The organism is Pseudovibrio sp. W64, from assembly GCF_001623145.1.
Lineage (GTDB): Bacteria > Pseudomonadota > Alphaproteobacteria > Rhizobiales > Stappiaceae > Pseudovibrio.
Window position 1 is genome coordinate 157575 of record NZ_LMCI01000014.1, and the last position, 26908, is coordinate 184482.

Genomic DNA, 26908 nt, shown 5'->3' on the forward strand with positions numbered 1-26908 from the left:
GATGCAGAAGCGCTAGTGCGCCTCTTCCCAGTTGGTGGCGGCTTCGGCTTCCACTTTAAGGGGGACCGAGAGCTGGAGGGCGGGTTCTGTTGCTTTTTCCATGGTGGTGATGACGAGTTTTTTGGTCTCGTCCACCTGATCCTCAGGCAGTTCAAAGATCAATTCATCGTGCACCTGCAGAAGCATTTGCGCATCCAGATTTGCCGTTTCCAGAACCTCGTCCATACGCACCATGGCACGGCGGATGATATCTGCCGCTGAGCCCTGAATTGGGGCGTTGATGGCTGCGCGCTCGTAGAACTGGCGCATGTTCGGGTTTTTAGTGTTTACATCCGGGTAGTGGGCGCGGCGGCCAAAGATGGTTTCGACGTAACCGTTTGCATGGACAAACTTTTTGGTTTCTTCCATGTACTCTTTGATGCCGGGGAAGCGCTCAAAATACGTTTTAATGTAATCACCGGCTTCACCACGACCAATGCCCAGCTGGTTCGCAAGGCCGAACGCGGAAATGCCGTAGATGATGCCGAAGTTGATGGCTTTTGCACGGCGGCGAACGCTTGGATCCATGCCCTCAATCGGCACACCAAACATCTCGCTTGCTGTCATGGCGTGAATGTCGAGCCCATCAGCAAACGCCTGTTTGAGCTGCGGAATATCGGCCATGTGGGCGAGCACGCGCAGTTCGATCTGGCTGTAATCGGCAGAAATGAGCTTTTTGCCCTTCCCAGAGATAAACGCCTGACGGATTTTGCGGCCTTCAGAGGTTCTGATCGGGATGTTCTGGATGTTTGGCTCGGAGGAGGATAAACGGCCCGTGGAGGTGGACGCCAGCGAGAACGAGGTGTGGACGCGGCCCGTCTCCTGATTGATGAAGCTTGGCAGAGCGTCGGTGTAGGTGGATTTCAGCTTGCTGAGCTGGCGCCACTCTACAATTTTGCTAGGCAGCTCATGGCCTTGTGCGGCGAGATCATCCAGCACGGAAGCCGAAGTGGACCAGGCACCGGTTTTGGTTTTTTTGCCACCTGGAAGACCCATTTTGCCAAACAGGATTTCACCCAGCTGCTTTGGCGAGCCGACGTTGAAGATTTCGCCAGCTTTATCGTGGATCTCAGCTTCCAGCGCGGCTGCGCCTTGGGCAAACTCGCCGGAGAGCAAAGAGAGCATTTGACGGTCGATGGAGATGCCGCGGCGCTCCATTTTAGCCAGCGTGGCCACCATTGGGCGTTCCAGACGCTCATAAACCACGGTCATTTCCTCAGCAGCGAGGCGTGGTTTGAGGATTTTCCAGAGACGCAGGGTGACGTCTGCATCTTCGGCCGCATAGGAGGTGGCTTTGTCCAGCGGCACCTTGTCGAAGGAGATCTGCGATTTGCCGGAGCCGCACACTTCCTTGAACGGAATTGGCGTGTGGTTGAGCCAGCGCTGGGAGAGCTCGTCCATGCCATTGCCGCCCATGCCCGCGTCGAGCGCGTAGGAGAGCAGCATGGTGTCGTCAAACGGTGCCATTTCCACGCCGTAACGCTTGAGCACGAGCCAGTCGTACTTCATGTTCTGCGCGATTTTGAGGACAGCCGGGTCTTCCAGCATTGGCTTGAGCAGGGCAACAGCTTCGTTTAGCGGGATCTGGCCTTCCAGCAGCGCACCGCCGCTGAAGAGATCGCCTTCGCCATCCACATGGGCCAGCGGGATGTAACAGGCTTTGCCCGGAGTGCAGGAGAGGGAAACGCCAACAAGGCCAGCTTCCATGGCGTTGAGGGCATCTGTCTCAGTGTCCACAGCCACATAGCCCACTTCATAGGCCTGCGCTATCCACTCTTTGAGGCGCTCAGTGGTAGAAACTGTTTCGTATGCGGAATTATCTATAGGCAGCGCAGATATTTCAGCTGCAACTTTCTCTGCCAGAGGGGCGGCGGTCCATGCTTTACCCTCAAGTTCTCCCGCAGAATCCTCAGCTTGTTCTGCCGGTTTTGCAGTGCTTTCCCAGCCTTCAATCACGGGCTCAATCGGCTCAATGTTTTCCAACACAGCGCCGGTTTTATCTGCCACTTTTTTGGTGAGGCTGGTGAAGCCCATGGCTTTGAGGAAGCCGACAGCCTGTGCGCCATCCACATCACACACGGTGAAGTCTTCGACCGGAGTTTCAACCGGCACAGCCTCTTCCAGCTGCACGAGGCGCTTGGAAATGCGGGCTTGCTCGGCGAACTCGATGAGGTTCTCGCGGCGCTTCTTCTGCTTGATGGTGTCGGCTTGTGCCAGAAGGCTATCCAGATCGCCAAACTCGTTGATGAGCAGAGCGGCGGTTTTGAGGCCGATGCCTGGGACGCCGGGCACGTTATCGACGCTATCGCCCGCCAGCGACTGCACTTCGACGACCTTTTCCGGACCAACGCCAAATTTTTCGAAGACCTCTGGCTTGCCGATGATTTTGTTTTTCATGGTATCGACCATGCCGATCTTATCGGTGACAAGCTGCATCAGGTCTTTATCGCCAGAGACGATGGTAACGCGGGCACCTTGTGCGGCGGCCTGACGGGCGTAGGTGGCGATCAGGTCATCGGCCTCATATCCCTGCTGCTCAATGGCAGGCACGCCGAATGCGCGCGTTGCCTGACGGATCAAGCCAAACTGCGGGCGCAGATCTTCTGGCGGCGGCGGGCGGTGGGCCTTGTATTCCGGGTAGAAGTCATTGCGGAACGTTTTGCCGGACTTATCGAAGATCACGGCGAAGTGGGTTGGCTCATCACCAGTTTCTTTGGTGGGGCCTTCCTGCATCATCTTCCAGAGCATGTTGCAGAAGCCGGAAACCGCGCCAACGGGTAGTCCGTCGGGCTTGCGAGTAAGCGGCGGCAGCGCATGATATGCGCGGAAAATGAAGGTAGAGCCATCGATCAGGATGAGGTGATCGTTCTCTGTGAGAGCTGGTGCAATGGATTGTGTCGACATGAGCGGGATCATGCCCGCCTTGGGCCGACAAAGAAAGAGGAATTAACCCTTTTTCAATGATGTTTTAGCGGAGGGTGAGTTTGGAACGGCCTCTGGCTACTTAGCTTTCAACTTCCACCTAACAAAAATGAAGTTACTCTGACTAATCCTGCTGTTCCAACAGATCTAATGCCTCCAGAATTGCTGATCGTGTATCCTTCGTGGCTGTGCTTGGTAATCCACCTTCAATCGAGAGCATAGCCAGGCCGTGTACGGCCCCCCACGCAAGCAGGGACTTAGCTGGGATTTCAGTGTGTTTTTCATCTTCAACAGCATCGTTAAGCAATAGGCGCGTCATGCGTGCCTCTGCTTCGACTAAATCTACATCTGTCTCATCCAACAATGCCGTACGAAACATTGTTTTGAACTTGGCAGGCTCAGAAAGAGCAAAGTCCAGATAGGCCTGCCCCTTAGCGGAAAATACCGAGAGCCCCGCATTGCGTGCTTCAGTGGCTGCTGTTTCCATATGCTCTGCCATTCCGCGATGTGCGCGGACGGCAACTGCCGTCATCACAGCCCGCTTGTCTTTAAAGTGCCTGAAAGCCGCAGCAGAGGAAACACCTGCATTTTTGGCAGCAGCCCGTAAGCTCACCCCCTCAGGCCCTTTTTCAGGCAACTGAGCTTCGACAGCATCCAGAAGCGCCTCATGCAATCGTCCATGATGATATTCTGATGTGCCCGGAGTTTGTTTTTCTTGCCTCGATGTTACCATTGATAACTTTCCACTTGACCAGATAGCCTCAACCAATGTTACCATCGATAACATATTTGAAATCTGGAGAATTACTCATGAATTCTGTTTTAATTTCCGGTGCCTCCAAAGGGCTGGGTGCCGCAATGTTAAAAGCTTTTACAACAAACGGATGGCAAGCGATTGGTACATCTCGCCAAGGAGGCACTTTAGAAGAACTTGATGTGTGCGACGAAGATTCTGTGATTGCACTTCACAACCGCATTAACCTTGTCCCCGACTGTTTGATATTGAATGCGGGTTCTGGCATCGCTGGCCCTATTGAAATGACAGCTGCTTCTGAAGCCGTTCGACAGATCGATACCAACCTACTCGGCGTTGATAGAATGGTACGCGCCTTTCTTCCTGATATGCGAAAAAGGCGAGCAGGAACGATTGTAATTATTGGCTCTATTGCATCACGGCTCCCAATCCCTTTTCAAGCACTTTACAGTGCATCAAAAGCTGCGATTGCTAATTATGCGGCGGCCTTATCAATGGAGGTCGCCACTTTTGGACTCCACGTTATACTGGTGGAACCGGGAGATCATCGAACTGACTTTGGTGCAGCGAGAAGGCGAAGTCCATCCGACAACGACCCTTACGAACCTTCCACAACACGTGCGATTAATAGTATGGCGAGAAGCGAAGAAAGCGGAAATGACCCGGAGCGATTTGCAAATTTAGTCGTTCGTGCTTGCATGTCAGACAAGCCTCCACACCGCCTTACAGTTTCAACTTTTTCAGAGCGTATGCTTTTGATTTTATCAGCAATTTTGCCCCAACGAATGATGTTGAAGGCTACACGAAGAGCATTCTGTCGGGCATAGAAGTCCAATGTAATTTAGGCGCTCCCAAAATGAACACCCGGCACGGAGTACACTATGTGTTTACTTATGACCTTCCTACGGCTTCTCACCCTGCCTAATGGGTTCCACGGGCTCTAAATAAGGCATGAAACCGGATTGGTTGTTGCGGATGGTTGGTTTGTATTTGCCTTCCGGACAGATAAAAATCAGCTCATCCTGAATACGGATTTGCTGGCATTCTTCATTGAGCTCATAGACAAAGCCGTTGTTGTCACCGCTGAAGTAATAGTCGTTGGTGGCTGGCTCTTTTCCCGCCTCTGCTTTGTCAGCGCCATGTACGGATTTGTTGCAAAGATCGCGGATCTTATCGCGGTATTGAGAGCCGCCCAGATCAGCGATGCCCTCACGCTTCATGTGCTCCTCCTCGCACTCCGCAACTTCGGCGGATGTGGCTTGTTTTGGGGGAGGCGGGGTTTCCTGCGCCTGGGCTGTGAGTATGCCAGCGCCTGTGATGAAGGTCAGGATGGCCAGTGATCTGAGTGAGTTGCTGAGAAGCTGTGCTGTGGTGGAGTAACTCATCTTGAGCTCCCTCCGTTTTCTACTGCTGAAAGGGCGGGCAGGCTGAAGCGCTCAGCCCCCTCAGGAGGATTGAAGCGGAAGTCTTCTGAATTGAGCTGAGGTTCAAGGTTCCACCCTCGATAGGACAGGTGTGTTTGAGGCAAACCAACAAGGTCCTTATAAGTGATAATAAGATAACCGGGCAGGCCGCTGTCTTCGTAGACCCACAACTGCCAATCTACCTGATCGTTAAAGAAGGCAAGATGATGGGCAACCCCTTCTGGCAGAACCTCACGCCCGACGTAGACGGACTTCGTTATCAGGTCATCAAGCATCTGGCCCAGTTCCGGGTTGGCCAAATCAATGCCGGGCAATGTGAGCTGAAAGTCACTGCGTAGTACCTCAATAAATTCCGAGGAAGTTCCAGTAAAATCACCCTGAGTGTAGATGTTCCGCGTTTTGTCGAAATAAGTGATGATGCCGTCATCAAGATAGATTTCACTCATCCCGTTGGGGCGTGGGAGATCAATTTTCAGATCACCATGCCCAAGAATGTTGACCGTGTATTCGAACACAAAGTTTAGCGGCACCCTGTCTTTAAAGATGCGCTCCTCGCTCGCGTAGACGGTAAAGCTCATGGCTTTGATTTCGCTGAACTTCTCGATGGTCTTATTGAGGATTTGACGTGCTTTATCTTCTTTTTGCGCAACAGCGGGGTGGGGGCGTAGCTCCAGCCAGCCGATGGCCACGAGAATGAAGAGAAGCGGCAGAACCCTGAGAGCCCCGAGTTTCATGGAGATACGTTCCTTGATCTTGTCACACCGTTTGCTTCCGCAAAGCCTAAGCAAAGACCGGAAAGACCTTCTGAACCCAACCACTAAAATTGGCGCTTGCTGAACATGCATGCAAAAAGCCCCCGAAAGCAGAGGCTTCGGGGGCTCAGGCAGATCAGCGGTTTTGTGCAGATATCAGGTTGGTGACGGTGCAGGGCTCTTGGCGCGCGGCATTTCCGCGATGTAGGCCCATGCCGGACGTTTGAACAGGAACTGGCCGTAACCTACTTTGGTGATCAGCCAGAACAGGATCATCGGTGCGATGGTTGCGGTGCACGTGACGATCAACGAGATCACGCCCGCATCCTGAATGATGCCCAGTTTGAGCAAGATTGTGCGCGAGACAGCCATGGGGAAGAAGAAGGACAGGTAGATCACGATGGAGTTTTTGCCCATATAGCGCAGCAGATCCAGCGCCTTGACCTTGGAGAGCAGGGCGGAAACGGTGATCACCGCCAATGCGCCCAAACCGCCCAAAGCAAGCGAGGCAAATGGCAGGTCGGCATAGCCGTAGCCAACGAACAGGCCGTTGACGACGGCCCAGACAAACACAAAGGCCAAGCCTTTCAGCACATTCTCACGCACCCAGTCAGCAATGACGAAGATCTTTTGCGCAAAAATGTAACCGGCGAAAAAGAACACGAAGCGAGCGGCTGTTTCGTCAATCAGCACCGAGCCGGTGTGCAACGCACTGATTTGCAGGCCAGCAGCGACCAGCAAGGTCACTTGCCATGGCACTTTTAGTGAGTGCAGCAGTTTGGTGATGACGAAGAAAACGGGCAGGGCGTAGATGAACCAGAGAGTTCCAAATGGCTGCACGAAGGCGAGCGCGTAGTGCATCAACACACCATCCCAGCCGAACTCTGCTGCGAAGGATGGTGCCTTCATTCCAAACTGGATCGTAAGCCAGAGAATGTAGAAGTAGAAGAAATGAACGACTTTACGGTCCAGATACAGGCGCCAGTCCCGATCCAGCGTTAAAGCGAGGAATAAGCCGGAGATCATGAAAAAGTCCGGCATACGGAAGGGCTTAGCAAAGGCAACGATGTCGCCCATGAACCCCATTTCGCCAATGGCACTTCCAACCCCAAGGGTTGAATGCATCATCACCACGAGAAAGATGCAAAAGCCTTTCGCGTAGTCGACCCAATCCACACGACTGGAGGTTTGGTGCGCCGCCATGTAATACCGCCCATAAATTTACTAATTAATTCGTGCAATCATAAGTTTTAAGGGATGCGAATACTAGCGGCATCTCTTCAACTTTAATTGTTGGTTACCGCGCCTGATTGCCAAAGGGCCACCTGAGACTTTGCAACACAGCCTGATGTTATGGCTTGTATCTTTATGACCTAAGGTAATGTTAGTTTTTATGCGCCTAGGATACATATAGTTCCACCAGATATTCTGGAGATGCAATTGCTTAGGTATTTTAAGACGTTATGCGCTGTTGCAGTTTTAGTCATCGCTCCACAGCCCTTAAGCGCTCAGGAGGCCACAAGCCCGCCGGAGTTGCTCATGAAAATCTGGAATGGGCCGGACTTTGATGCCGATGACTTTGCGCCCGAAGTCTATAAGAAGATCCCGAAAGAACTTCTCGTCTCCATTCTCTCACAACAACGTTCTATCTATGGCCCCGCACTTCATGTTGAAGCGACCAAGGATCCGCACAAGTTTCTTGTTGAGACGAAATCCTACAGGATTCCAACGCTTTTGAAGCAGAATAAGACTGGTCAGCTGACGGGACTGCTGTTTCGCTTTGCGTTTGTGAAGGATGTGAAACACGAAGACCTGCTGGAACACATGAAACAGCAGACCGCGACGCAGAGCTTTTTGCTGATGCAGAACGGAAAGGTGCATGCTGAGAACAACAGTGATGCACAACTGGCCGTCGGATCTGCCTTCAAGCTTTATGTGCTGGACCAAGTGGCGCAGCGGGTCAGGGACGGGGACCTGAGCTGGCAAGACAAAGTCACGCTGGAGCAACGGCATATCTCGTATCCCGGTGGCACAATGCAAAATGAGCCGGTTGGCAAGAAGTTTGTTTTGCTGGACGTGGCGCGCAACATGATCGAGATCTCCGACAACACGGCCACAGACTTGCTGATGGATTTGGTGGGGCAGGAAAGTGTGATGTTGCCGGGAGAAAGTTCACCGGCTCTTACGACGCAGCAGCTGTTTCACCTGAAAGCGGATGAGCAAGCTGCAGAAGCTTATCGCCAAGCAGGGCCAGAGGAGCGGGCGCGGATTCTTGCTGTCTTACCCGCTCAACTTCCACCGATCGACAAGGTTTCTGTGCCTTTGACAGAGGGAGTTGAGTGGTACATCTCGAACCGCGAGTTGTGCAAGATTGTGACAGAAGTGAAGGACATCAAGGGAGTTTTCGTAAACCCGGGTGTGGCCGAACCGGATAACTGGGCGTCTTATGCTTATAAGGGCGGCAGTGAGATTGGCGTGCTCAACATGACGTATGCGCTGGAGGACAATGACGGAAACAACTGGTGCTTCTCCACCACCTGGAATGCAAAGCAGGAGCTGAACGTCACTTACCTGATCGCGCTGGTCGCAACGTTGCTGGAGAGCCCTGAGGCAGTTCAGGCGGCTCTCCGTTAAACTTGGCAGGGTTTAGCGACGCTTGTCGTCGTCAGAGGACCATGGGCTGATCTGGTCCGGGTCATTGGAACGAGGATGGGAAGGGTCATCATCCTGCTCTGTATGACGGGAGGAGCTCCACTCATCTTCATTCAGGTCCACAGTGCCATCGCGGCGACGGTAACCCGGATTGACGTTGAGGTTCTGCACCTTCACGTGGCGCGCCAGATAGTTGCCAATCACCTCACGCAGTGGCGGGATGAAGAGCAGAAGGCCGATTGCGTCTGTAAAGAAGCCTGGAATCAACAGCATGAGGCCTGCAAACACGATCATCGCGCCGTGCATCATCTCATGACTTGGAACCCGTCCTGAGTCCATTTCAGAACGCATGCGCATGAGCAAAGACAGCCCCTGCTGGCGCAGCATATAGGTGCCGGCAGCTGCGGAAGCTACAGTCAACAGGATTGTTGGAATTGCCCCGATAACACTTCCAACCTCAATAAAGAGATAGATCTCAATGGTTGGTAGCAGAATGAAACAGGCAAGAATGATAAGTCCGAGTGGCATAGCGTCCGCGTAGGTTTAGGTTTATTTTGCTTTTTGATCACTTCTTTTTGAAGCGATCTTACTTATAGTGGGTGATCTTCACAGAATTGCAATGACTGATTTTAGCTTATACTTGCGTGGTAAGACTTTAAAAAGGCGTTGGGATGGACACGAAATAGCTGGATGTTGCTGATAGAAACCTTAAATTAGTGACAGAGCCTGTAAAAATGCGCTAGAGCACATTATCTAGATATCTAATGCATTTGATCATCGGCGCCTGGCAGCCCACGAGTAAAGGACCGGTCGGTACTCGGAATGAACGAAATATTCGACGTCTACAACATAATCTTCCTTATTGCGGCAGTTGTTATTTTCCTGCGGTTACGCTCCGTTTTGGGCAATCGCACCGGTAACGAGCGTCAACCATTTGACCCGTATTCTGCTCAGCAAAAACAAGACTCTCAAAAGACTCAGGCTCCTGAGAATGAGGACAATGTTATTCCTCTTCCAGGCAGTGAGCATGTTCAACATGACCCTGAGCGCGCAGAGCGTGAAGCTCGCGAACAGATTGAGGCTGAGATCGACAAGCTTGCCAAAAAAGGCAGTGAGTTGAATCACGGCCTGCGGGAAATCTGGAAAGCTGAGCCGTCTTTCAATCCAAAAGAGTTTGCGGAAGGTGCACGCGGCGCTTACGAAATCATTTTGATGTCGTTTGCGCAGGGTGATCGCCGCACGCTCAAAGAGCTTCTTTCTCCTGAAGTGTTCAGTGGTTTCTCTGCTGCGATTGATGACCGGGAAAGCCGCAATGAGCGTGTTGAGTCCACCTTTGTGGGCATCGACAAAGCTGACATTGTGGAAGCGGTCTTCAACGACAAAGACAAGCTTGCTGAAGTGACTGTTCGCTTCAAGGGTCAGCTGATCACCGCGACACGGGATTCTGAAAACCGCATTGTGGATGGTGACCCAACCGCAGTGAGTGACCTGACTGACATCTGGACCTTCGCTCGCGTAACTGGTGAGAACGATCCAAACTGGAAGCTGGTTGCAACTGAATCTGCATGACGTTTTCTTTCTTTCGCGACGCTATGAGTTTCATTATGGCACTCAGCGTCGCGGCGGGGATAAGTTCTGCTGCTGTAGCTGGAAACACCCTTACAAAAGACCATAGGACCATGCGAAGCGCGAAGCTCTCCGGGCCACTTGATCCCAACGAAATCGACGGATGGGCTGCAGATGATCATTCTGCGGCCCTTTCCGCATTTGTGGCTCACTGCGAGGCGAGCGAGGGCCGAACGCTGCCGACAAAGGCGTTTGGCATTAGCGACGCAAAATTACGCGCTATCTGCGCAAAATCGCGCAAAATCGACGTAAATAACGCAAGTGATGCAAAAACCTTTTTAGAACAGAACTTTACGCTTCAGCGCGTAGAGGACGACGGGTTTGTGACCGGCTACTACATGCCAGAGCTGGAAGGCTCACTTGTTCGCACTGACGAGTTTGTTGTTCCCCTTCATGCCTATCCCAAAGGCCTGAAGGTGATGCCGACACGCGGCGATGTGATGGACGGTGCACTGGATGGAATGGGCCTTGAAGTGCTGTGGGTGAAAGACCCGATAGATGCATTTTTTACAGCTGTTCAGGGTTCTGCCCGTGTTCGTCTGCCCGATGGCGAGTTGCGGCGTTTAGCTTTTGCAGGCAAGTCTGGTCATGAGTACACCGCGATTGGCCGTGTGCTCATAGAGCAGGGCGAAATCTCCAGAGATAACATGGGCATGGACGCGCTTCGTGCCTGGTTATCCAAAAACCCATCCCAGCAAAAAGACGTGTTTCGGCACAATAAATCCTACATCTTCTTTGAGTTACAATCTGCGCAAGACACTGAGATTGCAGCCATTGGAGGGGCAGGAACAGCCCTGACGGACCTGAGATCACTGGCAATTGATGATGATCTGCACACTTATGGCAGTTTAATTTTTGTCTCTAGTGAGTTAAGGACCTACGACACATCAGGTGATCGCTTCGCCAAACTAATGGTTGCTCAGGATACCGGGTCAGCCATCAAAGGCCCCGCGCGTGGCGATATCTATGTAGGAAGTGGTGCAGAGGCAGGTGCCGTTGCCGGGAATATCCGTCACCGTGCGGAATTCTATCTCCTTGTTCCAAAATAATAAATGATCGTGGACGGATCGGATAGATGACGAATGGTGATCGCGCAAAGCGAGCCAAAACAAAGCAGCTGAGCGAAGCAGACAAGCGCTTGTGGGACAGGGTGAAAGCCACTCTGACGCCTATTCATCAAGAGCGCCTTTCTGATATGCTGGAAGACACGACGCAGCTTTCCGAGCCGGATCAGTCCCTTATGCACGCTCAAAGCGCTGAGGTGTCTCAGCCTGAGCTTAAGCCGCAGCTGACCTCTCCACCGAAGCCTCAGGCCAAAAAGTCTCGCGGTTCCAAAGGGAAGACCGCGCCAGACTACAGCCCGCCCAAGCCTGTTGTTCCTGCGATGCCTCCGCTTTCGCCGCTCAATAAGAAAGAGCGCAAAAAAGTTGTCCGCGGGGGCAAGGGCTATATTGATGCGCGCATCGATCTTCATGGTTTGACGCAGTATCAGGCGCATCAACGCTTAACCTCGTTCATCTATCAAGCGCAGGCCATGGGCTACTCCCTCGTGCTTGTGATCACCGGTAAGGGACTTGACTATTCAAGTAGCCCCTATGGCGATGATCGTGGTGTGTTGCGCAGAATGGTACCGCAGTGGCTTTCTCTTCCTGATATGCGCAGCTGTGTGGTAGGCTTCGACCAAGCTCATGTTTCGCATGGGGGCAGCGGTGCGATTTACGTTCGCATTCGTAAGCGCAAAAAATAAGGCAGGAATTTCAGTAAGATGACGCCTTTTGGAGCCAAGGTTAGAGAGCTGCGGGCTAAGCAGAAGATTACTCTGAAGGAAATGGCGGAAGCGCTTTCGGTTTCCTCTGCCTACCTGAGTGCGCTTGAACATGGCAAGCGCGGTACTCCAACCTGGTACATGGTTCAGCGCATGATCACCTACTTCAATGTGATTTGGGATGAAGCTGAAGAACTTCAAAGACTTGCGGAACTTTCCAACCCAAAAATCACCATCGATACTGGTGGCCTGACACCCCGGGCGACTGAGCTGACGAACATGCTTGCCTCGAAGATCAATGGACTCTCAGAGGAATCCCTGGAGCACCTCATTCATCAACTAAGAGTGGTTAGCTCTCGCGACAATATCTAGTCTAAGCCGACAAAGCTCTGTAAAGTCAGTCTGCTGACTTTTGAAGTGGACTGCTGATATGACGCCTGAAGAACTCAAAGTAGATCAACTGGTTGATCCCCAATCCCTTCTCAACGAACTCAAAGAGCTGGTTGAGAAGCATGATGGCGACGGCAACAGCTTTAAGCTGCGCAGCGATGTTTTGACAAAGCTGAAAGCCACGCACAAAGCAGCCTTTAAAGAGATTGAAAAGCTCCTGATGGAAGACGGGCAGGGCCGGCGGTGTTCCGAGCGTTTGTCTTGCGTGCAGGATATGCTCATTCAGGTGATCTATGAGTTCGCGGTTACCTATGTTTATCCCGTTGAAAATCCAACAAAATCCGAGCGCATCAGCATCATAGCTGTTGGAGGTTATGGGCGTGGAACGATGGCTCCGCACTCTGACGTGGATCTGCTGTTTCTCTGGCCGTACAAGCAAACGCCCTGGGGTGATCAGGTTGTTGAATTCATCCTCTACATGCTTTGGGACATGGGCCTGAAGGTCGGTCATTCCACGCGCAACCTTGATGAGACAATCAAGCAGTGCCGCGAAGATATGACCGTTCGCACAGCTGTTTTGGAAGCGCGTTATGTTTGGGGTGATCTTGATCTTTTCCAAGAGCTTACCAAGCGCTTCGATAAGGAAATCGTTTCCGGTACAGGACCGGATTTCATCGCCGCCAAGCTTGCTGAACGAGATGACCGTCATGAACGCCACGGCGCGTCCCGCTACCTTGTTGAACCCAATGTCAAAGAAGGCAAAGGCGGGATGCGTGATCTGAACACGCTGTTCTGGATCGCCAAGTATTTTTATCGCGTTCCCAGTGGCTTAGGGCTGGTTGAAAAGGGTGTCTTCTCGCGGCGTGTATTGAATCGGTTCCGAAAGAGTCAGGATTTTCTCTGGGCTGTCCGATGTCATCTGCATTTTTTAACGAACCGTCCTGAAGAACGCTTGAGCTTTGATGTTCAACGGGAAATTGCTGACCGCCTCGGTTACATGGACCATCCCGGTATGCGGGCTGTTGAGCGGTTCATGAAGCACTACTTCCTTGTTGCGAAGGATGTTGGTGATCTGACACGCATTTTTGCGGCTGCGCTTGAAGAGCAACATGTGAAATCCGCCCCGAGCATTTCGCGGTTCCTTGGCAGTTTTGTTCCGGGAAGTAAGCATAAGCGGCGATCTATCAAAGGAACCAAGGACTTCCTTGTCGAGAACGGGCGCATTATTGCGGCGAAGCCGGATGTCTTTGAGAAAGATCCGGTCAATGTGATCCGTGTGTTTTATCTGATCGACAAAACCAATTTGGATATGCATCCGGAATTGCTGAAACTGGTTCGTCGATCCAGGCGGCTGATCAATGCGGAATTCCGCAAGAATGAACAAGCGAATCGGCTGTTCCTGAAGGTTCTGACAAGCCGCAGTGATCCGGAAACCGTTTTGCGTGCGATGAACGAGTCGTCCATCCTTGGCCAGTTCCTGCCGGAGTTCCGGAAGGTCGTCGCCATGATGCAGTTCAACATGTATCATCACTACACTGTCGACGAACACCTCATCCGATCAGTTGGCGTTCTTTCTGAAATTGAGCGCGGGATGGGTGGTGATAGTCATCCATTAGCAACGGATCTGATCAAGTCAGTTCACAGCCGAAAAGTCCTTTATGTTGCAATGCTTTTGCATGATGTGGCGAAGGGACGGCCAGAGGATCATTCTATTGCAGGCGCCAAGATTGCGCGGAAGATTTGCCCGCGTCTGGGTCTTTCTCCAGCAGAGACTGATACGGTCGCCTGGCTCATCGAGCAGCATCTGGAAATGAGCACTGTTGCACAGTCTCGCGACTTGAGTGATCCGAAAACCATCAAGGATTTCTGCCGTAAAGTGCAGAGTCTGGAGCGTTTGCAGCTCCTATTGATTTTGACGGTTGCGGACATTCGGGCAGTGGGTCCGAATGTGTTTAATGGCTGGAAAGGGCAGTTGCTGCGCACGCTCTATTATGAGAGCGAGACGATCCTCAGCGGTGGTCATGGCCGTATGAGCCAACAGCAACGTGTTGACCATGCGAAGCAAGAGCTGGCAGAAGAGCTGGTAGGCTGGACTGATGAGGAGCTGGATAATTACCTCAATCGCCACTATCCGGCCTATTGGCTGCGCGTTGATCTGAAGAGCAAGATCAACCATGCGAACTTAATCCGCAAAACGGACAAGGAAGAGGAACATCTGGCGACTTCTGTGGAGCCTCATGCTTTTGAGGGCGTTACAGAAATTACCGTTCTGGCACCGGATCATCCAAGATTACTCTCCACAATTGCGCGGGCTTGCTTTGCCGCAGGTGGGAACATTGTGGACGCACACATCGACACCACAAAAGACGGGCTCGCGCTGGATACGATTTACATCAGCCGTGAGCTGCCGGAGGACGATGATGAGTATCGTCGCGGGGAGCGGATTTGCTGTTTGATTAAAGAAGCACTGCGTGGGACCGCGCCTGTTCCTGAGCTGAAGGGTGCAGCGACAAAGCCGAATGCTCGTAACAAGGCGTTTACGCTGCAAACAACTGTTTTAGTTAGCAATTCGTGGTCAGAAAACTATACGGTTCTTGAAGTGACCGGACTTGACCGACCGGGTTTGCTTTCTGATTTGACCACCGAGATCTCCGCTCTCAACCTGAATATTGCGAGTGCTCATGTTGGGACTTTTGGGGAGAAAGCGGTTGATGTATTTTACGTGACCGATCTGACTGGACAGAAAGTTCACAATGTGGGGCGTCAGGAATCTATTCGCGATAAACTCAAAAATGCCTTTGACGGTAAAAAGCCACAAAAAGCGCCTACGAGCTCACGCCGTAAACCTCAAAAACATACAGGTAAGTAATTTTATATGAGCCTTTTCAAGAGCTTCGCCACGGTTGGTGGTGCAACAATGCTAAGCCGTCTCTGCGGGTTTGGGCGAGATGTGATGCTGGCTGCCTTTGTAGGCACTGGTCCTGTTGCAGATGCTTTTGTTGTGGCTTTCCGCTTACCAAACCTGTTCCGCAGATTGTTCGCAGAAGGTGCATTTAACTCAGCTTTCGTACCGCTGTTTGCCCGCTCTGTTGAGGAAGACGGAGAGCAGGGCGCGCGGAAATTTGCTGGTGAGATTGCGGCGGCTTTGTTCTGGACGCTGGTGGTTATCCTCGCTTTGGCCGAGGTTTTCATGCCTTTGCTCGTGCATGTGCTGGCGCCGGGTTATTTCTCTGACCCAGCGAAATTCGACCTCACAGTCCTCATGTCACGCATAGCATTTCCTTATTTGCTGTTTATGTCTCTACTCGCTTTTTTGAGTGGAATTCTCAATACATTTCAAAAGTTTCTAGCCGCAGCAATGGCTCCCGTCATGCTCAATGTGGTGATGATGGCCGTGCTCGCAGCCATTGGTTTTTATGGGATGGAACCTGATCAGACGACCGGAGTGCTATTGGTTACTGGTGTTGCGGTTGCTGGTGTTGTTCAGCTGGCTGTTGTTGCCATTGGCATGAAGCGGCTCGGGTTTCGCGTCCCTATCATGCGCCCGCGATGGACGCCGGGCGTAAAGCGCTTGCTGGTTTTGGGTGTTCCCGGTGTGATTGCCGGGGGGATTACGCAGATCAACATCACGGTTGGCACTATCATCGCATCGCTGGAAAATAGTGCGAATTCATACCTTTACTATGCTGACAGGATATACCAGCTGCCGCTTGGTGTGGTGGGTATCGCGATTGGTGTGGTGCTTTTGCCGAGCCTGACACGGCAGTTGCGCTCTGGTCAGGAAGAGCTGGTTCATCATACGCAGAACCGTTCCATGGAGTTCGCTCTTGCGCTTACTCTTCCTGCAGCAGTCGCGCTCGTTATCATCCCAGACACAGTGATTTCTGTGCTGTTCCAGCGCGGCCATTTTACGGATGCTGCTGTTGAGCAGACTGCTTTGGCTTTGATGGCATTTGCCGTTGGTTTGCCTGCGTTTGTGCTGAATAAGGTGCTGTCCCCTGGCTTTTTTGCGCGGGAAGATACCAAAACCCCAATGTACTTTGCCGCCGTTGCCATGGTGGTGAACGTGGCGCTCTCAATCTTATTATTCCCTACCTTCAAACACGTGGGCATCGCGATTGGGACGACTGCTGCGGGTTGGGTCAACTCGGCGCTGCTGGCCTTTGTGCTGTGGCGACGTGGTCATTTTGTTGTCGATGCAGCATTGCTGAAAAGAATTCCGCTATTGGGCTTTGCCAGTGCTCTGATGGGTGTTGTCGTCTATGGTGGGACGCTTGTTCTGGAGCCGCTTTCAACCTCCAATCTGTTTGTTGTGCGAGCCAGCGAGCTGGTCCTTCTTGTCACCATTGGCCTGATTTCCTTTGGGATTTTGGTTCAGCTCACTGGAACCGTGGATTTTCGCGCACAACTGCAGAAATTGCGGCGATAAAGGCTTTCTCACTCTGCAAATCACTTGCACATACGAAAAAGCGCAGTCATAACCACCGGGCTTAATCTGCGCGGGCTGTTCTAGTTTGTTTGTCACCCATTCAATCTATGCTCGCGCAACCCACTGGCCCTTCCAACAGGCCCAAGCCTAGGGATATTTGTTATGACGGCGTTTCAGCCTCGCGTTTTCTCCGGTGTTCAACCAACCGGAAACCTCCACCTTGGTAACTACCTCGGTGCTATTGTCCGCTTTGTTCCGCTTCAGGACCAGATGCCGACCATCTTCTCCATCGTTGACATGCATGCGATCACAGTCTGGCAGGACCCTGCCGAGCTGACGCAGCAGACCCGTGAAGTAACAGCAGCTTACCTCGCAGCCGGTGTTGATCCGAAGAAGTCGATCATCTTCAACCAGAGCCAGGTGAAAGAACATGCTGAACTGGCATGGATTTTCAACTGTATCGCCCGGATGGGCTGGCTGAAGCGTATGACTCAGTTCAAGGACAAAGCAGGGAAGAACGCGGAAAACGCTTCTGTTGGTCTGTTTGCTTATCCTAACCTTATGGCAGCAGACATTCTGGCTTACCGCGCTACCCATGTTCCGGTTGGCGATGACCAGAAGCAGCACCTTGAGCTGACACGCGATATTGCGCAGAAGTTCAACAATGACTTTGCTGATCGCATCAAAGAGCTGGGTCTTGGGGTTCCAAACCCTGAGCCATCTCATGAAGCGCCGGATGAGCTTTACTTCCCGGTCACCGAGCCAATGATCACTGGTCCTGCGACCCGTATCATGAGCCTGCGTGACGGCAACAAGAAGATGTCCAAGTCTGATCCTTCTGATCTTTCCCGCATCAACCTGACTGATGATCAGGACACGATTGCGAAGAAAATCAGAAAGGCAAAGACCGATCCTGAAGCGCTTCCAAGTGAAGTGGATGGACTGGAAGGTCGTGCGGAAGCTGACAACCTTGTTGGCATTTATGCTGCCCTTTCCGAACGTACCAAAGCGGACATTTTGGGCGAGTTTGGTGGCCAGCAGTTCTCTGCATTCAAACCAGCGCTTTCTGAGCTGGCTGTTGAGAAACTTGCGCCAATGAACGGTGAGATGCGCCGGATTATGGATGATCCTGCAAGCGTTGATGCTGTTCTGCGTGATGGTGCTGAACGTGCTGCTGAGATTGCAGAACCAGTGCTGCATGATGTACGCCGCATTATTGGCTTTTTGGAAAGCCGTCGCGGCTAATTTGCGTTTAGTTTCAAGACTGAGAAAGCCGCAGATAATCTGCGGCTTTTTTGCTTTCCGGAGTGTTGCGGCTGCTTTTACTGGCGCACTCACTCATCCTTTAAAAAGGGCGACACGCGCGCTTGCGCTGCCTCGTTGGCCGCAACGATGTGTTTGAGCAACAAGGCATCCACCGTATGTGCCATAACCACACAGCGCCGGTCCATTTGTGGGAAGTCATCGCACACGGGTGACTTGAACAGAGTAGGGTTCTGTTGAACCAGCCCCAGCATGTCCTGAAGATCCTGAATACTATAACGCGCGTGAAGAACCTTTATAAACTGCTCTTTGAAGCCAGTGTTATCGGCCGTGATGCGCTGAGCCAGTTCTGCCCGCGTAACTTTACAGGCCTGCTCTGTCATGCGGACTCCACAAGTCATCATACGCGGTTGCTGTTGAAGGTAATCCGATATTGGACCGTGCATGTCTTCCCAATTGTCGAACTGATAGCCCTCGAAAAGTTGAGACATCATTTTTACCTGCTTCTCTCTATCAGGAGGCAAGGGGTGAGCAAATCGGAAAGTGGCGGAGGGATCTTTTGCATCAAGTTGGCCGGTGATGAGATCAGTGAGTGGAACCGATGTTACTGATTGCGTTGTGTCTGCAATCTTGTTTCCAGAAGCATTGATAAGCGCAGGGCCGCTAAGGATTACGGTCAGATTGCGCTCAGCAAGAGCTTGAGACAGCACAGCTTTCTCAAGAAAAGTGGCTTTGGTCAGGACTGTAGTTCCAGAATCGGCATTATTGAAATCCGACACCTTCAAGACCACTTGTAAGCTCGTATCATCCACCCGAGTTAACTGGAGAACGGATGGCCCCATGGATGTAGGGGGCGAAGGGGTTTCCTGCTCTGGTAAGAGCAAATCAGATAAACTCTGTTCAACGGTATTGCTGCAGAACACAAACCCGTTTTCCCGCTTTACCTCGCCGTTATCACAAAAGGCCACCACAGGAACCGGACCTGAGTTTTGCTTCTTTTTTTCCTGCATACGGGCATAGGTAGCCTCTGTCATCTTGTAGGTCATGCGCTGTGTGACAGAACCATCCTCAGCAAAATCATAGTGCAACTCAATATCTACGCAGGCGGAAAGAACCACCGCCAAACACATAAAAACTATCGCCTTCCATCCTCGCATCTCTTACCCCAAAACTAATCTCATAAAAAAATACGCCGGAACCAAAGCAGAGGGTTGTCATATGAGCCACACAACTATGGTCTAAGGGGGGATTGAATTGATTATTGATATGGCTGTTTATCGCGTTTCGATGCTTAAAACTGGTTCTACTACAGATCTAAAAATACAGTGCTTATTGCCGCTTAGTGGGTCGAGTTCACCATATGCTCACGATCAGAGCAGGCAATATTATATTTGACGTAATGGTCAATCTGAGACCTTGAGAGTCTTTATCGCTGGATATTCTCTGGGGCTGTTGTCTTTTTCTTATAAAATTCGCCAGAAACGCATTCAATTTGCGCTGTGTTTATTGACAGAGGGCTAGTTGCACCCCTACATCCTTGCTGATTGATTGGTGGGGCTTGCCCCAATACATCAGATGGTCGGATGAATGATTGAAACTCGTATTGATCGACGCTTTGCTAAGCTGAAGGCTGAAGGACGTCCTGCGCTCGTAACTTTTATTACGGCCGGAGACCCGGACCTCGCCACTTCACAAGCTATTCTGGATGCACTTCCAGAAGCGGGTAGTGATGTTATTGAGCTTGGCATGCCGTTTTCTGACCCGATGGCTGAAGGTGTTCCAATCCAGCTGGCGACTCAGCGCTCTCTGGCGCATGGTCACACGATGGACAAAACGCTTCAGATGGTGCGTGAGTTCCGTAAAAAGGACAATGACACTCCAATCGTTCTGATGGGTTACTACAACCCGATCTTTGTACGTGGCAGCGCTGCTTTTGTGAAAGAAGCACGTGAAGCTGGCGTTGATGGTCTTATTGTTGTTGATGTGCCTGCGGAAGCAGATGACGAACTTTGCATTCCGGCAATTGAGGGTGGTGTAAACTTTATCCGCCTGACCACACCAACAACTGATGACAAACGCCTTCCAACTGTTCTGGCGAATACATCAGGTTTTGTTTACTACGTATCCGTAACTGGTGTAACCGGATCTGCCGCTGCAGACACCACTGCTGTTGCTAAGGCAGTTACACGAATTAAATCCCACACTGAGCTTCCTGTTGCTGTTGGCTTTGGCATTAAAACCGCTGAACAAGCAGAAGAAATTGGCAAGCATGCCGACGGTGTGGTGGTTGGCTCTATTCTTGTTGAGGCGATTAGAACAAGCCTTGACGACAATGGTAAAGCCACAAATCAGACACAAGCTGCTGTTACCGAAGTTGTGCGCTCACTACGTGTGGGTGTAGAAAAAGCTCGGAAATAAGTATTGCTTTACGTATGGCCCGTTTAATGGCCATTAAAAATTGAAAACGAAATTAAAGACAGGCGGCAGCCCGTGAACTGGATTAACAACGTCGTACGGCCGAAAATCCGCAGCTTTCTCGAAAAGCGCGAAATTCCGGAAAACCTTTGGATCAAGTGCCCTGAAACTGGCGAGATGGTCTTCCATCGCGATTTGGAGGCAAACCAGTGGGTTGTACCAAACTCCAACTTTCATATGCGCCTCTCCAGCAAGAAGCGTTTGGAGTATTTCTTTGACCAGGGTGAATACACCAGCATCGAGACTCCGGAAGTTGCTGTCGACCCACTGAAATTCCGCGACCAGCGCAAGTATGTTGATCGCCTGAAAGATGCCAAAGCCAAAACCGAGATGACCGACTCTGTCGTTGTCGCCAGCGGTAAGGTGAATGGCTACGACATGACCACTGCTGTTCAGGATTTCGCCTTCATGGGCGGTTCTCTTGGCATGGCAGCTGGTGAAGCGATCATCCGCGGTATGGAACATGCCGTTGAGCACAAAACACCTTTCGTCATGTTTGCCGCTTCCGGCGGTGCACGCATGCAGGAAGGCATCCTCTCGCTGATGCAGCTGCCACGGACTACTGTAACCGTACAGATGCTTCGTGAAGCAGGCCTGCCTTACATTGTGGTGCTGACCAACCCGACGACCGGTGGCGTAACAGCCTCCTACGCGATGCTGGGCGATGTTCACATTGCTGAGCCTAACGCTTTGATCGGCTTTGCTGGACAGCGCGTGATTGAGCAGACTATTCGCGAGAAGCTTCCTGAAGGCTTCCAGCGTTCTGAGTATCTGCGTGATCACGGTATGGTCGACATGGTTGTGCATCGTCACGAGCTGAAAGAAACCATTTCCAACCTGTGTAACCTGCTGATGAAGCGTGAAGCTCAGCTGCCAGTGCTTGAAGAAAAGCCTGCAGAACCAGAGGCGAGCACTGAGGTTGCTGCAACCCCGTAAGTCTTTACAGCTCACGGAGTTGCGATTTGCTTTTAAAAGTCCGGCATACCGTGCCGGGCTTTTTCTTTATTCAGATGCCCAGCAGATTTGAAGGTGGATAGCCAATGAACAAGATCAAAGCCGCCCTTGATCGTTTGATGAAACTTCATCCCGATGAGATTGATCTGTCCTTAGACCGTATGCATCGGGTCATGAAGGCGCTGGGGAGCCCTGAGACACGCATTCCGCCAGTCTTCCATATAGCGGGGACCAATGGCAAAGGCTCTACCGGAGCCTCTGTCAGGGCGCTTCTGGAGGCACAGGGGAAAACCGTTCATGTGTATTCCTCACCGCATCTGGTTCGCTTCAATGAGCGCATTCGGCTGGGTGGTACAGGTCGCTTTGTTGAAGATGATGCATTGCTTGAAGCGATTGAGCAGGTTGAGAAAGCCAATGATGGTCATGAGCTGACGTTTTTTGAGGCGACAACAGCTGTTGCGTTCTACCTGTTTGCCAACAATCCTGCTGATTATCTTGTTCTGGAAGTCGGACTTGGTGGTGTTCTGGATGCCACCAACGTTGTTGAGAAGCCGCTGGTGAGTGTGATCACTCCGATCTCAAAAGACCACGAGAATTTCCTGGGTGATAGCCTTGAAGGCATTGCGCTGGAGAAGGCTGGGATAATTAAGCCGGGTTGTCCTGTTGTTGTGGGTCCGCAAGCGGATGCCGTGTGGGATGTGATTGAGAACAAAGCCGGGCGGGAGCGCGCGCCTATCTGGTTTCAGGGGCAGGAGTTTTCTGCCTGGGAAGAGGGCGGGCGGCTTGTTTATCAGGATGAATTTGGGTTGCTGGACCTTTCACCGCCAAAGCTTGCCGGTTTCCATCAGATGTCCAACTCCGGTCTTGCATTGGCTGCGCTGAGGGCGGCGGGACTGCTTGAGAGCGAAGAGGCACGGGTTGCTTGCGATAAAGCGCTGCGCACCATCAACTGGCCAGCACGGATGCAGCCTCTTTATGAAGGCAAGCTCTTTGACGAGCTGCCAGAAAGCAGTGAGATCTGGGTGGATGGCGGACATAACCCCGGCGCCGCAAAGGTGATTTCCTCTTTCCTCGCAGATTTGACGGATAAGGCATCCCGTCCGACCTATCTGCTCATGGGCATGATGAACACGAAAGATCCGGAAGGGTTCTTTGAGCAGTTTGAAGGGCTGGCGAAGCATGTCATCTGCGTGCCCTTGACCACCACGAGCGCAGGACGTTCTCCGATTGAACTTGCGGAGATTGCACAGGCCGCAGGTCTTTCAGCTTCGGCTCATGGCACCATGGACAGAGCAATCGCGGAGATCAGACGGCGTGCGCAGGATGAAGACGAAGCGCCGCGTATTCTGTTTGGCGGCTCACTTTACTTAGCTGGCGAAATTCTTGACAGAAACGGCACACCGCCTGAGTAAGCAAGGTTCGATTCAGACTCGAAATGATCGGTAGACACAAAACAGGGAGGCAATTGCCTCCCTTAATTCATTTAAGATCTCGCTGGGATCAGGCATCCAGACCTTCGAAGAGAGCAGTTGAGAGGTAACGCTCTGCGAAGCTTGGGATGATGATGACAATGTTTTTGCCTGCCATCTCTTCACGCTTGCCAACTTCGATCGCAGCTTTCAGCGCCGCACCGGAAGAGATACCAACCGGAACGCCTTCTGTTTTCGCCACTTCACGAGACAGCGCAAACGAGTCCTCATTGGAAACGGTGACCACTTCATCATAAACAGCGGTATCCAGAACGCCCGGTACGAAACCAGCGCCGATGCCCTGAATTTTGTGCGGACCAGGCTGGCCGCCGGACAAAAGCGGGCTGTCAGCTGGCTCAACAGCAACCACGTGAAGGGCTGGATTGCGCTCTTTCAGCACCTGAGAAGTGCCCGTGATGGTGCCGCCGGTGCCGATGCCGGATACGAATACATCAACGTTTCCGTCGGTATCGTTCCAGATTTCTTCAGCAGTGGTTTTGCGGTGAACCTCAGGGTTGGCCGGATTTTCGAACTGCTGCGGAATAACAGCATCTGGAATCTCCGCCAGAAGCTCTTCTGCGCGTGCGACAGCACCCTTCATGCCCTTTGGACCTTCAGTCAGGTCAATCTCAGCGCCCAGAAGCTTCAACATCTTACGGCGTTCGATGGACATGGTCTCTGGCATTACGAGGATCAGGCGGTAGCCTTTCGCAGCTGCGACGAAGGCCAGCGCGATGCCTGTGTTGCCGGAGGTTGGTTCGATCAGAGTGGTTTTGCCCGGAATGATCTTGCCCGCTGCTTCCATTGCCTCAACCATTGCGACACCGATACGGTCTTTCACGCTGGAAATCGGGTTGAAGAACTCGAGTTTGGCAAGCAGGTTGCCTTTTACGCCGTGAGCCTTTGCCAAACGGTCCAGACGTACGATTGGTGTGTTTCCGATAGTCTCAGTGATGGAAGAGTAAATTTTTCCACGACCCGGCTTGGAAGTGCTCATCGAAATCCCCTTTATGCAATTTGCTTGTGAGTTTGAGCCCTGTCTCGGCGTAAGAATCCCGAGCTGCAGCCTCATTAAATTTCTCAATGAAATGTAGGAAGTGTAACGAGGGTTTTCGAGGTTTCAAAAACCCCGAAAACTATAGGATATAGAAACGTGATGCAAAATACTGCAGGAACATAGAATTACATTCTAGCAGAACGATGATTTAGTATGGTCTTTTGCAAAAAAGACCATTTCCTTGAAAATAGATGAACTACGCGTTGGTTTGATCCAGCGCTTCAAGACCCAACAGGGCAGGTAATTCAGACATGTGACCGAAGGTGGTCGCGCCCAGAGATTTGGCCTGCTCGATGTCTGCGTTTACATCGCCCGTGTAGTTGAAGACGCGCATTCCTGCGGCTTTCGCGGCTTTGATGCCGGCGATACTATCTTCAATTACAACGCATTGCTTCGGTTTGAAGCCCATACCCTTGGCTGCGTAGAGGAAGATATCCGGCGCTGGTTTGCCCATTTTGCAATCCTGCGCGGAATAGAGCACGTCCTTGAAGGTTTCCCAGAGGCCAGAGGAGCCAAGTGTCATCTGCATCTTTTCATAGCGACCTGAGGAGCCAACGCAGAATGGAATGCCTTCTGCTTTCAGATGAGCAACAACATCCAGAATACCCGGAATTGGCTCAATACCAGCTTCAAACGCGACCAGATCAGCCTGGCGAACCTGTGCAGCCCAGTCATCAGGAAGCTTTTTGCCGCTGAGGCGCTCGGCTTCTTCCTTAATGGTGTCCATTGCGGTGCCGGTGAAGCGGTGGTGACATTCCAAAGGCGAGAAATCGAGGCCGATTTTCTTCATGAAGTCAGAAAGGACTTCATTCGCTATGGTTTCGGTGTCGACAAGAATGCCATCACAATCGAAAATCACCAGTTCCGGCTTCATAATTCTTCCTTGTATTCCTCGGAGCCTCTCGCCTTCATGGGAGTTGACGCGAGATGCTCCAGTTTTCTTCCAGCGTATCCTTTGAAGATGCGCTTAAACGCCAGAGGAGCCAAACCCGCCTTCACCACGTTCGGTGGTTTCAAGCTCTTTGACTTCTTCGATCTGCACTTGCGTGACAGGGGCCACCACCATTTGAGCGATGCGCATTCCGCGTTCAATCACAAAGGAGTCTTCCCCCAGATTGATCAGGATGACTTTCACTTCGCCGCGATAATCAGCATCAACCGTACCTGGTGTGTTGAGGACCGTCACACCGCGTTTAGCGGCCAGACCTGAACGTGGACGAACCTGCCCCTCATGACCAGATGGCAGAGCAAGTGAAAGGCCCGTTGGCACCATCGCCCGCTGTCCAGGCTTCAACTCGATCGCATCTGTATTTGCTGCTTGCAAATCCAAACCAGCAGCCTCTGCACTTTGATAAGCAGGAAGCTCTAATCCTTCGCTGTGAGGAAGGCGCGTAATTTTTAGTTTTGGTGTCATGAAGAGGCCCATTGATAAGAGGCGTCTTTTCTAACAGGAGTTTGCAATTTCTTCCAGTAGGCGCATGAAATTCGATCAAGGTCCTTATCCCAGGATAAGGTCACTTTCAGTGAACAGTCCTATCAACTTTACTGAGATTGGTCGTAATTCGCTAATGCAATACACTGTTGAGAATAAGAAATTCATCAACAAACCGAAACAAAAAAGCGTTTCACATGAAACAATCACCTCTCTTTTTGCCCCATGGAGCACCAGATCTCGCAATAAGACCTGAGCTGGAAGCTCATCAGTTTCTCAAAAACCTTTGTGTTTCAGAGGTTAAGCCCAATGCGATCGTGATCATTTCGCCTCACTGGCAAACAGAGCGGCTCGTCATCACCTCAGCAGGTCCGTTGAAGACCATCCATGATTTTCGCGGCTTCTCGCCGAAACTCTATGACATGCAATACGCTACGGATGCCCCAAGCTGGCTGGTTACTCGCACACACGACGCCATTACGCGCTATGGCCTGACCGTTTGCGAAGATAATTCATGGGGTTTGGACCACGGTGCCTGGGTTCCTTTGTCACTGGCTTTTCCTGATGCGGATATTCCAGTGGTTCAGGTGTCTTTGCCCTATGCCTATGGAAGCGAAGAGAGCTTTAACCTAGGGCGTGCTTTAGCTCCGCTGGCGGAAGAGGGTATCCTTGTTATCGGCAGTGGTGCGCTGACGCATAATTTTTCTGAAGTCAGCGGCAATGGTGTCACGCCAGACTGGGCATTGGAGTTTGACCACTGGATTACCGAGCTTGCGGAACAAGGGGAGACCTGCGCACTGCTCTCTTCCGGCAATCACAAGTACTACAAAAAAGCACTTCCAACTGATGAACACTTCCTTCCGCTTCTGGTGGCATATGGAGCTGCAGGTGAGCATGCTTATGGCGAAAAGCTGCATGAGAGCTTCACTTACCGCTCCATCAGCATGAGTGCGTTTCGGTTTCGTAACAGGTAGTCACCAAGAGACTATATCAGTTAAACTCTCTTGGTGCCGTCCTAGCTTTTGAGCTGGGATCCATAACCGATTGCTTTTTCACGAAGGCGTTCGGTCAATTTCTGACACTGGGGTTATAGATCCCGGCTCGGGGGCCGGGATGACACCGGTGGGTGGGGCAAAGACTGTCTCAAAAAACTTATTCCCCTTCTGAAATCCTCCCATATTCTCTTCATATGCCTACGTAACGGGCTGCTGGCGGAGCGACCGTCAGTTTGTCGTAGGTTGGGCGGGGCTTCTGGAAGACGTAACGCACCTTTCAGTGGTCCGGTGAACCGAACTTCAAACGTGGCCGCATGGTTTGAGGGGAAGGGCCCAGGACTATAGGGTATCACGCGGTGATAGATACAAGAGCACCGGCAGTAAAACCTGCTTTTGCGAAAGTGCCTATCAAAGACGGAGGAACTGTTCGGGCATGGAAACGTGTCTGGATAAGCCATTGTCTTTCCGGGAAACCGGCTATCGTGCCTTATATGCAAAAGAGGCGACGTT

23 protein-coding genes are annotated in these 26908 nt (G+C 51.8%); 13 read left to right on the top strand and 10 right to left on the bottom strand.

The genetic code is table 11. From position 1 onward, the window contains the following. Nucleotides 1–12 precede the first annotated feature (12 nt). Together polA and PsW64_RS08675 are read right to left on the bottom strand one after the other, a co-directional pair. Nucleotides 13–2955, bottom strand: coding sequence for a DNA polymerase I (gene polA, locus PsW64_RS08670; protein WP_082831060.1), 2943 nt, complete (start codon nt 2953–2955; stop codon nt 13–15). Nucleotides 2956–3085: 130 nt separating this feature from the next. Next, entirely contained in the window at nt 3086–3694 is a 609-nt protein-coding gene (locus PsW64_RS08675; protein ID WP_208980663.1) for a TetR/AcrR family transcriptional regulator, read from the bottom strand. A 77-nt stretch (nt 3695–3771) separates the two neighbouring features. Here PsW64_RS08675 and PsW64_RS08680 point away from each other — a divergent pair, with 77 nt between their 5' ends. Continuing rightward, on the top strand, nt 3772–4542 hold the full coding sequence (locus PsW64_RS08680; RefSeq protein ID WP_208980664.1) for an SDR family NAD(P)-dependent oxidoreductase: 771 nt from the start codon (nt 3772–3774) through the stop codon (nt 4540–4542). 75 nt (nt 4543–4617) lie between these two features. Here the strand turns inward: PsW64_RS08680 and PsW64_RS08685 are convergent, their stop codons facing one another. The 3 genes from PsW64_RS08685 to PsW64_RS08695 form a co-directional block, all read right to left on the bottom strand. Then, entirely contained in the window at nt 4618–5100 is a 483-nt protein-coding gene (locus PsW64_RS08685; RefSeq protein WP_063303353.1) for a hypothetical protein, read from the bottom strand. After that, the gene (locus PsW64_RS08690; RefSeq protein ID WP_063303354.1) at nt 5097–5873 is read right to left on the bottom strand and encodes a DUF2092 domain-containing protein; all 777 of its coding nucleotides are present in this window, start codon (nt 5871–5873) and stop codon (nt 5097–5099) included. Before PsW64_RS08690 ends, PsW64_RS08685 begins: the two co-directional genes overlap by 4 nt. Nucleotides 5874–6047: 174 nt before the next feature. Then, nucleotides 6048–7094 (bottom strand): acyltransferase family protein, encoded by a 1047-nt coding sequence (locus PsW64_RS08695; RefSeq protein ID WP_063292552.1) that lies wholly within the window; start codon nt 7092–7094, stop codon nt 6048–6050. A gap of 336 nt (nt 7095–7430) precedes the next feature. Here PsW64_RS08695 and PsW64_RS08700 point away from each other — a divergent pair, with 336 nt between their 5' ends. Beyond that, nucleotides 7431–8525 carry a serine hydrolase gene (locus tag PsW64_RS08700; RefSeq protein ID WP_208980665.1) on the top strand — a complete coding sequence of 365 codons (1095 nt, stop codon included), beginning with the start codon at nt 7431–7433 and terminating at the stop codon, nt 8523–8525. A 12-nt stretch (nt 8526–8537) separates the two neighbouring features. On the opposite strand, the gene PsW64_RS08705 is transcribed toward PsW64_RS08700, so the two are convergent. Then, nucleotides 8538–9071, bottom strand: coding sequence for an FxsA family protein (locus tag PsW64_RS08705; RefSeq protein ID WP_057463179.1), 534 nt, complete (start codon nt 9069–9071; stop codon nt 8538–8540). A 294-nt stretch (nt 9072–9365) separates the two neighbouring features. Here PsW64_RS08705 and PsW64_RS08710 point away from each other — a divergent pair, with 294 nt between their 5' ends. From PsW64_RS08710 to trpS, 7 genes are all read left to right on the top strand, one after another. Next, a complete protein-coding gene (locus tag PsW64_RS08710) occupies nt 9366–10112 on the top strand; it encodes a Tim44/TimA family putative adaptor protein (RefSeq protein WP_057463180.1) in 747 nt (248 codons plus the stop codon). 35 nt (nt 10113–10147) lie between these two features. Continuing rightward, on the top strand, nt 10148–11218 hold the full coding sequence (gene mltA, locus PsW64_RS08715; RefSeq protein ID WP_208980666.1) for a murein transglycosylase A: 1071 nt from the start codon (nt 10148–10150) through the stop codon (nt 11216–11218). A 26-nt stretch (nt 11219–11244) separates the two neighbouring features. After that, nucleotides 11245–11916, top strand: coding sequence for a Smr/MutS family protein (locus PsW64_RS08720; protein ID WP_063286250.1), 672 nt, complete (start codon nt 11245–11247; stop codon nt 11914–11916). An 18-nt stretch (nt 11917–11934) separates the two neighbouring features. Next, nucleotides 11935–12306, top strand: a complete 372-nt coding sequence (locus PsW64_RS08725; protein WP_057463182.1) for a helix-turn-helix domain-containing protein — start codon at nt 11935–11937, stop codon at nt 12304–12306. A gap of 58 nt (nt 12307–12364) precedes the next feature. Then, on the top strand, nt 12365–15193 hold the full coding sequence (locus PsW64_RS08730) for a [protein-PII] uridylyltransferase (protein ID WP_063303356.1): 2829 nt from the start codon (nt 12365–12367) through the stop codon (nt 15191–15193). Nucleotides 15194–15199: 6 nt separating this feature from the next. Beyond that, entirely contained in the window at nt 15200–16753 is a 1554-nt protein-coding gene (murJ, locus tag PsW64_RS08735) for a murein biosynthesis integral membrane protein MurJ (protein ID WP_063303357.1), read from the top strand. A gap of 162 nt (nt 16754–16915) precedes the next feature. Next, entirely contained in the window at nt 16916–17998 is a 1083-nt protein-coding gene (gene trpS / locus PsW64_RS08740; RefSeq protein ID WP_063303358.1) for a tryptophan--tRNA ligase, read from the top strand. An 89-nt stretch (nt 17999–18087) separates the two neighbouring features. Here the strand turns inward: trpS and PsW64_RS08745 are convergent, their stop codons facing one another. Next, nucleotides 18088–19062 (bottom strand): hypothetical protein, encoded by a 975-nt coding sequence (locus PsW64_RS08745; RefSeq protein ID WP_153041388.1) that lies wholly within the window; start codon nt 19060–19062, stop codon nt 18088–18090. A gap of 541 nt (nt 19063–19603) precedes the next feature. On the opposite strand from PsW64_RS08745, the gene trpA reads away from it, so the two are divergent. The 3 genes from trpA (at nt 19604) to PsW64_RS08760 (ending at nt 22857) form a co-directional block, all read left to right on the top strand. Beyond that, complete coding sequence (trpA, locus tag PsW64_RS08750; RefSeq protein ID WP_063303359.1) at nt 19604–20434, top strand: tryptophan synthase subunit alpha; 831 nt, start codon at nt 19604–19606, stop codon at nt 20432–20434. Nucleotides 20435–20506: 72 nt separating this feature from the next. Beyond that, nucleotides 20507–21427 (top strand): acetyl-CoA carboxylase, carboxyltransferase subunit beta, encoded by a 921-nt coding sequence (accD, locus tag PsW64_RS08755; protein ID WP_063298936.1) that lies wholly within the window; start codon nt 20507–20509, stop codon nt 21425–21427. A 104-nt stretch (nt 21428–21531) separates the two neighbouring features. Further along, entirely contained in the window at nt 21532–22857 is a 1326-nt protein-coding gene (locus PsW64_RS08760) for a bifunctional folylpolyglutamate synthase/dihydrofolate synthase (protein WP_063303360.1), read from the top strand. A gap of 88 nt (nt 22858–22945) precedes the next feature. Here the strand turns inward: PsW64_RS08760 and cysK are convergent, their stop codons facing one another. The 3 genes from cysK to dut all read right to left on the bottom strand — a co-directional run bounded on the left by cysK (nt 22946) and on the right by dut (nt 25397). Continuing rightward, nucleotides 22946–23911: a cysteine synthase A gene (cysK, locus tag PsW64_RS08765; protein ID WP_063303361.1), complete on the bottom strand. Its 966-nt coding sequence runs from the start codon at nt 23909–23911 to the stop codon at nt 22946–22948. A gap of 256 nt (nt 23912–24167) precedes the next feature. Next, a complete protein-coding gene (locus PsW64_RS08770; protein ID WP_063303362.1) occupies nt 24168–24845 on the bottom strand; it encodes an HAD family hydrolase in 678 nt (225 codons plus the stop codon). A 93-nt stretch (nt 24846–24938) separates the two neighbouring features. Beyond that, nucleotides 24939–25397, bottom strand: a complete 459-nt coding sequence (gene dut, locus PsW64_RS08775; protein ID WP_063303363.1) for a dUTP diphosphatase — start codon at nt 25395–25397, stop codon at nt 24939–24941. Nucleotides 25398–25600: 203 nt separating this feature from the next. Between dut and PsW64_RS08780 the strand changes: the two genes are divergently transcribed. After that, on the top strand, nt 25601–26377 hold the full coding sequence (locus PsW64_RS08780) for a DODA-type extradiol aromatic ring-opening family dioxygenase (RefSeq protein ID WP_063303364.1): 777 nt from the start codon (nt 25601–25603) through the stop codon (nt 26375–26377). The last annotated feature ends 531 nt before the right edge of the window (nt 26378–26908 follow it).

Bases quoted from the DNA above. Each gene is read 5' to 3' on its own strand.
- polA (WP_082831060.1), bottom strand. From the start codon at position 2,955: ATGATCCCGCTCATGTCGACACAATCCATTGCACCAGCTCTCACAGAG.
- PsW64_RS08675 (WP_208980663.1), bottom strand. From the start codon at position 3,694: ATGGTAACATCGAGGCAAGAAAAACAAACTCCGGGCACATCAGAATAT.
- PsW64_RS08680 (WP_208980664.1), top strand. From the start codon at position 3,772: ATGAATTCTGTTTTAATTTCCGGTGCCTCCAAAGGGCTGGGTGCCGCA.
- PsW64_RS08685 (WP_063303353.1), bottom strand. From the start codon at position 5,100: ATGAGTTACTCCACCACAGCACAGCTTCTCAGCAACTCACTCAGATCA.
- PsW64_RS08690 (WP_063303354.1), bottom strand. From the start codon at position 5,873: ATGAAACTCGGGGCTCTCAGGGTTCTGCCGCTTCTCTTCATTCTCGTG.
- PsW64_RS08695 (WP_063292552.1), bottom strand. From the start codon at position 7,094: ATGGCGGCGCACCAAACCTCCAGTCGTGTGGATTGGGTCGACTACGCG.
- PsW64_RS08700 (WP_208980665.1), top strand. From the start codon at position 7,431: ATGAAAATCTGGAATGGGCCGGACTTTGATGCCGATGACTTTGCGCCC.
- PsW64_RS08705 (WP_057463179.1), bottom strand. From the start codon at position 9,071: ATGCCACTCGGACTTATCATTCTTGCCTGTTTCATTCTGCTACCAACC.
- PsW64_RS08710 (WP_057463180.1), top strand. From the start codon at position 9,366: ATGAACGAAATATTCGACGTCTACAACATAATCTTCCTTATTGCGGCA.
- mltA (WP_208980666.1), top strand. From the start codon at position 10,148: ATGGCACTCAGCGTCGCGGCGGGGATAAGTTCTGCTGCTGTAGCTGGA.
- PsW64_RS08720 (WP_063286250.1), top strand. From the start codon at position 11,245: ATGACGAATGGTGATCGCGCAAAGCGAGCCAAAACAAAGCAGCTGAGC.
- PsW64_RS08725 (WP_057463182.1), top strand. From the start codon at position 11,935: ATGACGCCTTTTGGAGCCAAGGTTAGAGAGCTGCGGGCTAAGCAGAAG.
- PsW64_RS08730 (WP_063303356.1), top strand. From the start codon at position 12,365: ATGACGCCTGAAGAACTCAAAGTAGATCAACTGGTTGATCCCCAATCC.
- murJ (WP_063303357.1), top strand. From the start codon at position 15,200: ATGAGCCTTTTCAAGAGCTTCGCCACGGTTGGTGGTGCAACAATGCTA.
- trpS (WP_063303358.1), top strand. From the start codon at position 16,916: ATGACGGCGTTTCAGCCTCGCGTTTTCTCCGGTGTTCAACCAACCGGA.
- PsW64_RS08745 (WP_153041388.1), bottom strand. From the start codon at position 19,062: ATGACCTACAAGATGACAGAGGCTACCTATGCCCGTATGCAGGAAAAA.
- trpA (WP_063303359.1), top strand. From the start codon at position 19,604: ATGATTGAAACTCGTATTGATCGACGCTTTGCTAAGCTGAAGGCTGAA.
- PsW64_RS08760 (WP_063303360.1), top strand. From the start codon at position 21,532: ATGAACAAGATCAAAGCCGCCCTTGATCGTTTGATGAAACTTCATCCC.
- cysK (WP_063303361.1), bottom strand. From the start codon at position 23,911: ATGAGCACTTCCAAGCCGGGTCGTGGAAAAATTTACTCTTCCATCACT.
- PsW64_RS08770 (WP_063303362.1), bottom strand. From the start codon at position 24,845: ATGAAGCCGGAACTGGTGATTTTCGATTGTGATGGCATTCTTGTCGAC.
- dut (WP_063303363.1), bottom strand. From the start codon at position 25,397: ATGGGCCTCTTCATGACACCAAAACTAAAAATTACGCGCCTTCCTCAC.
- PsW64_RS08780 (WP_063303364.1), top strand. From the start codon at position 25,601: ATGAAACAATCACCTCTCTTTTTGCCCCATGGAGCACCAGATCTCGCA.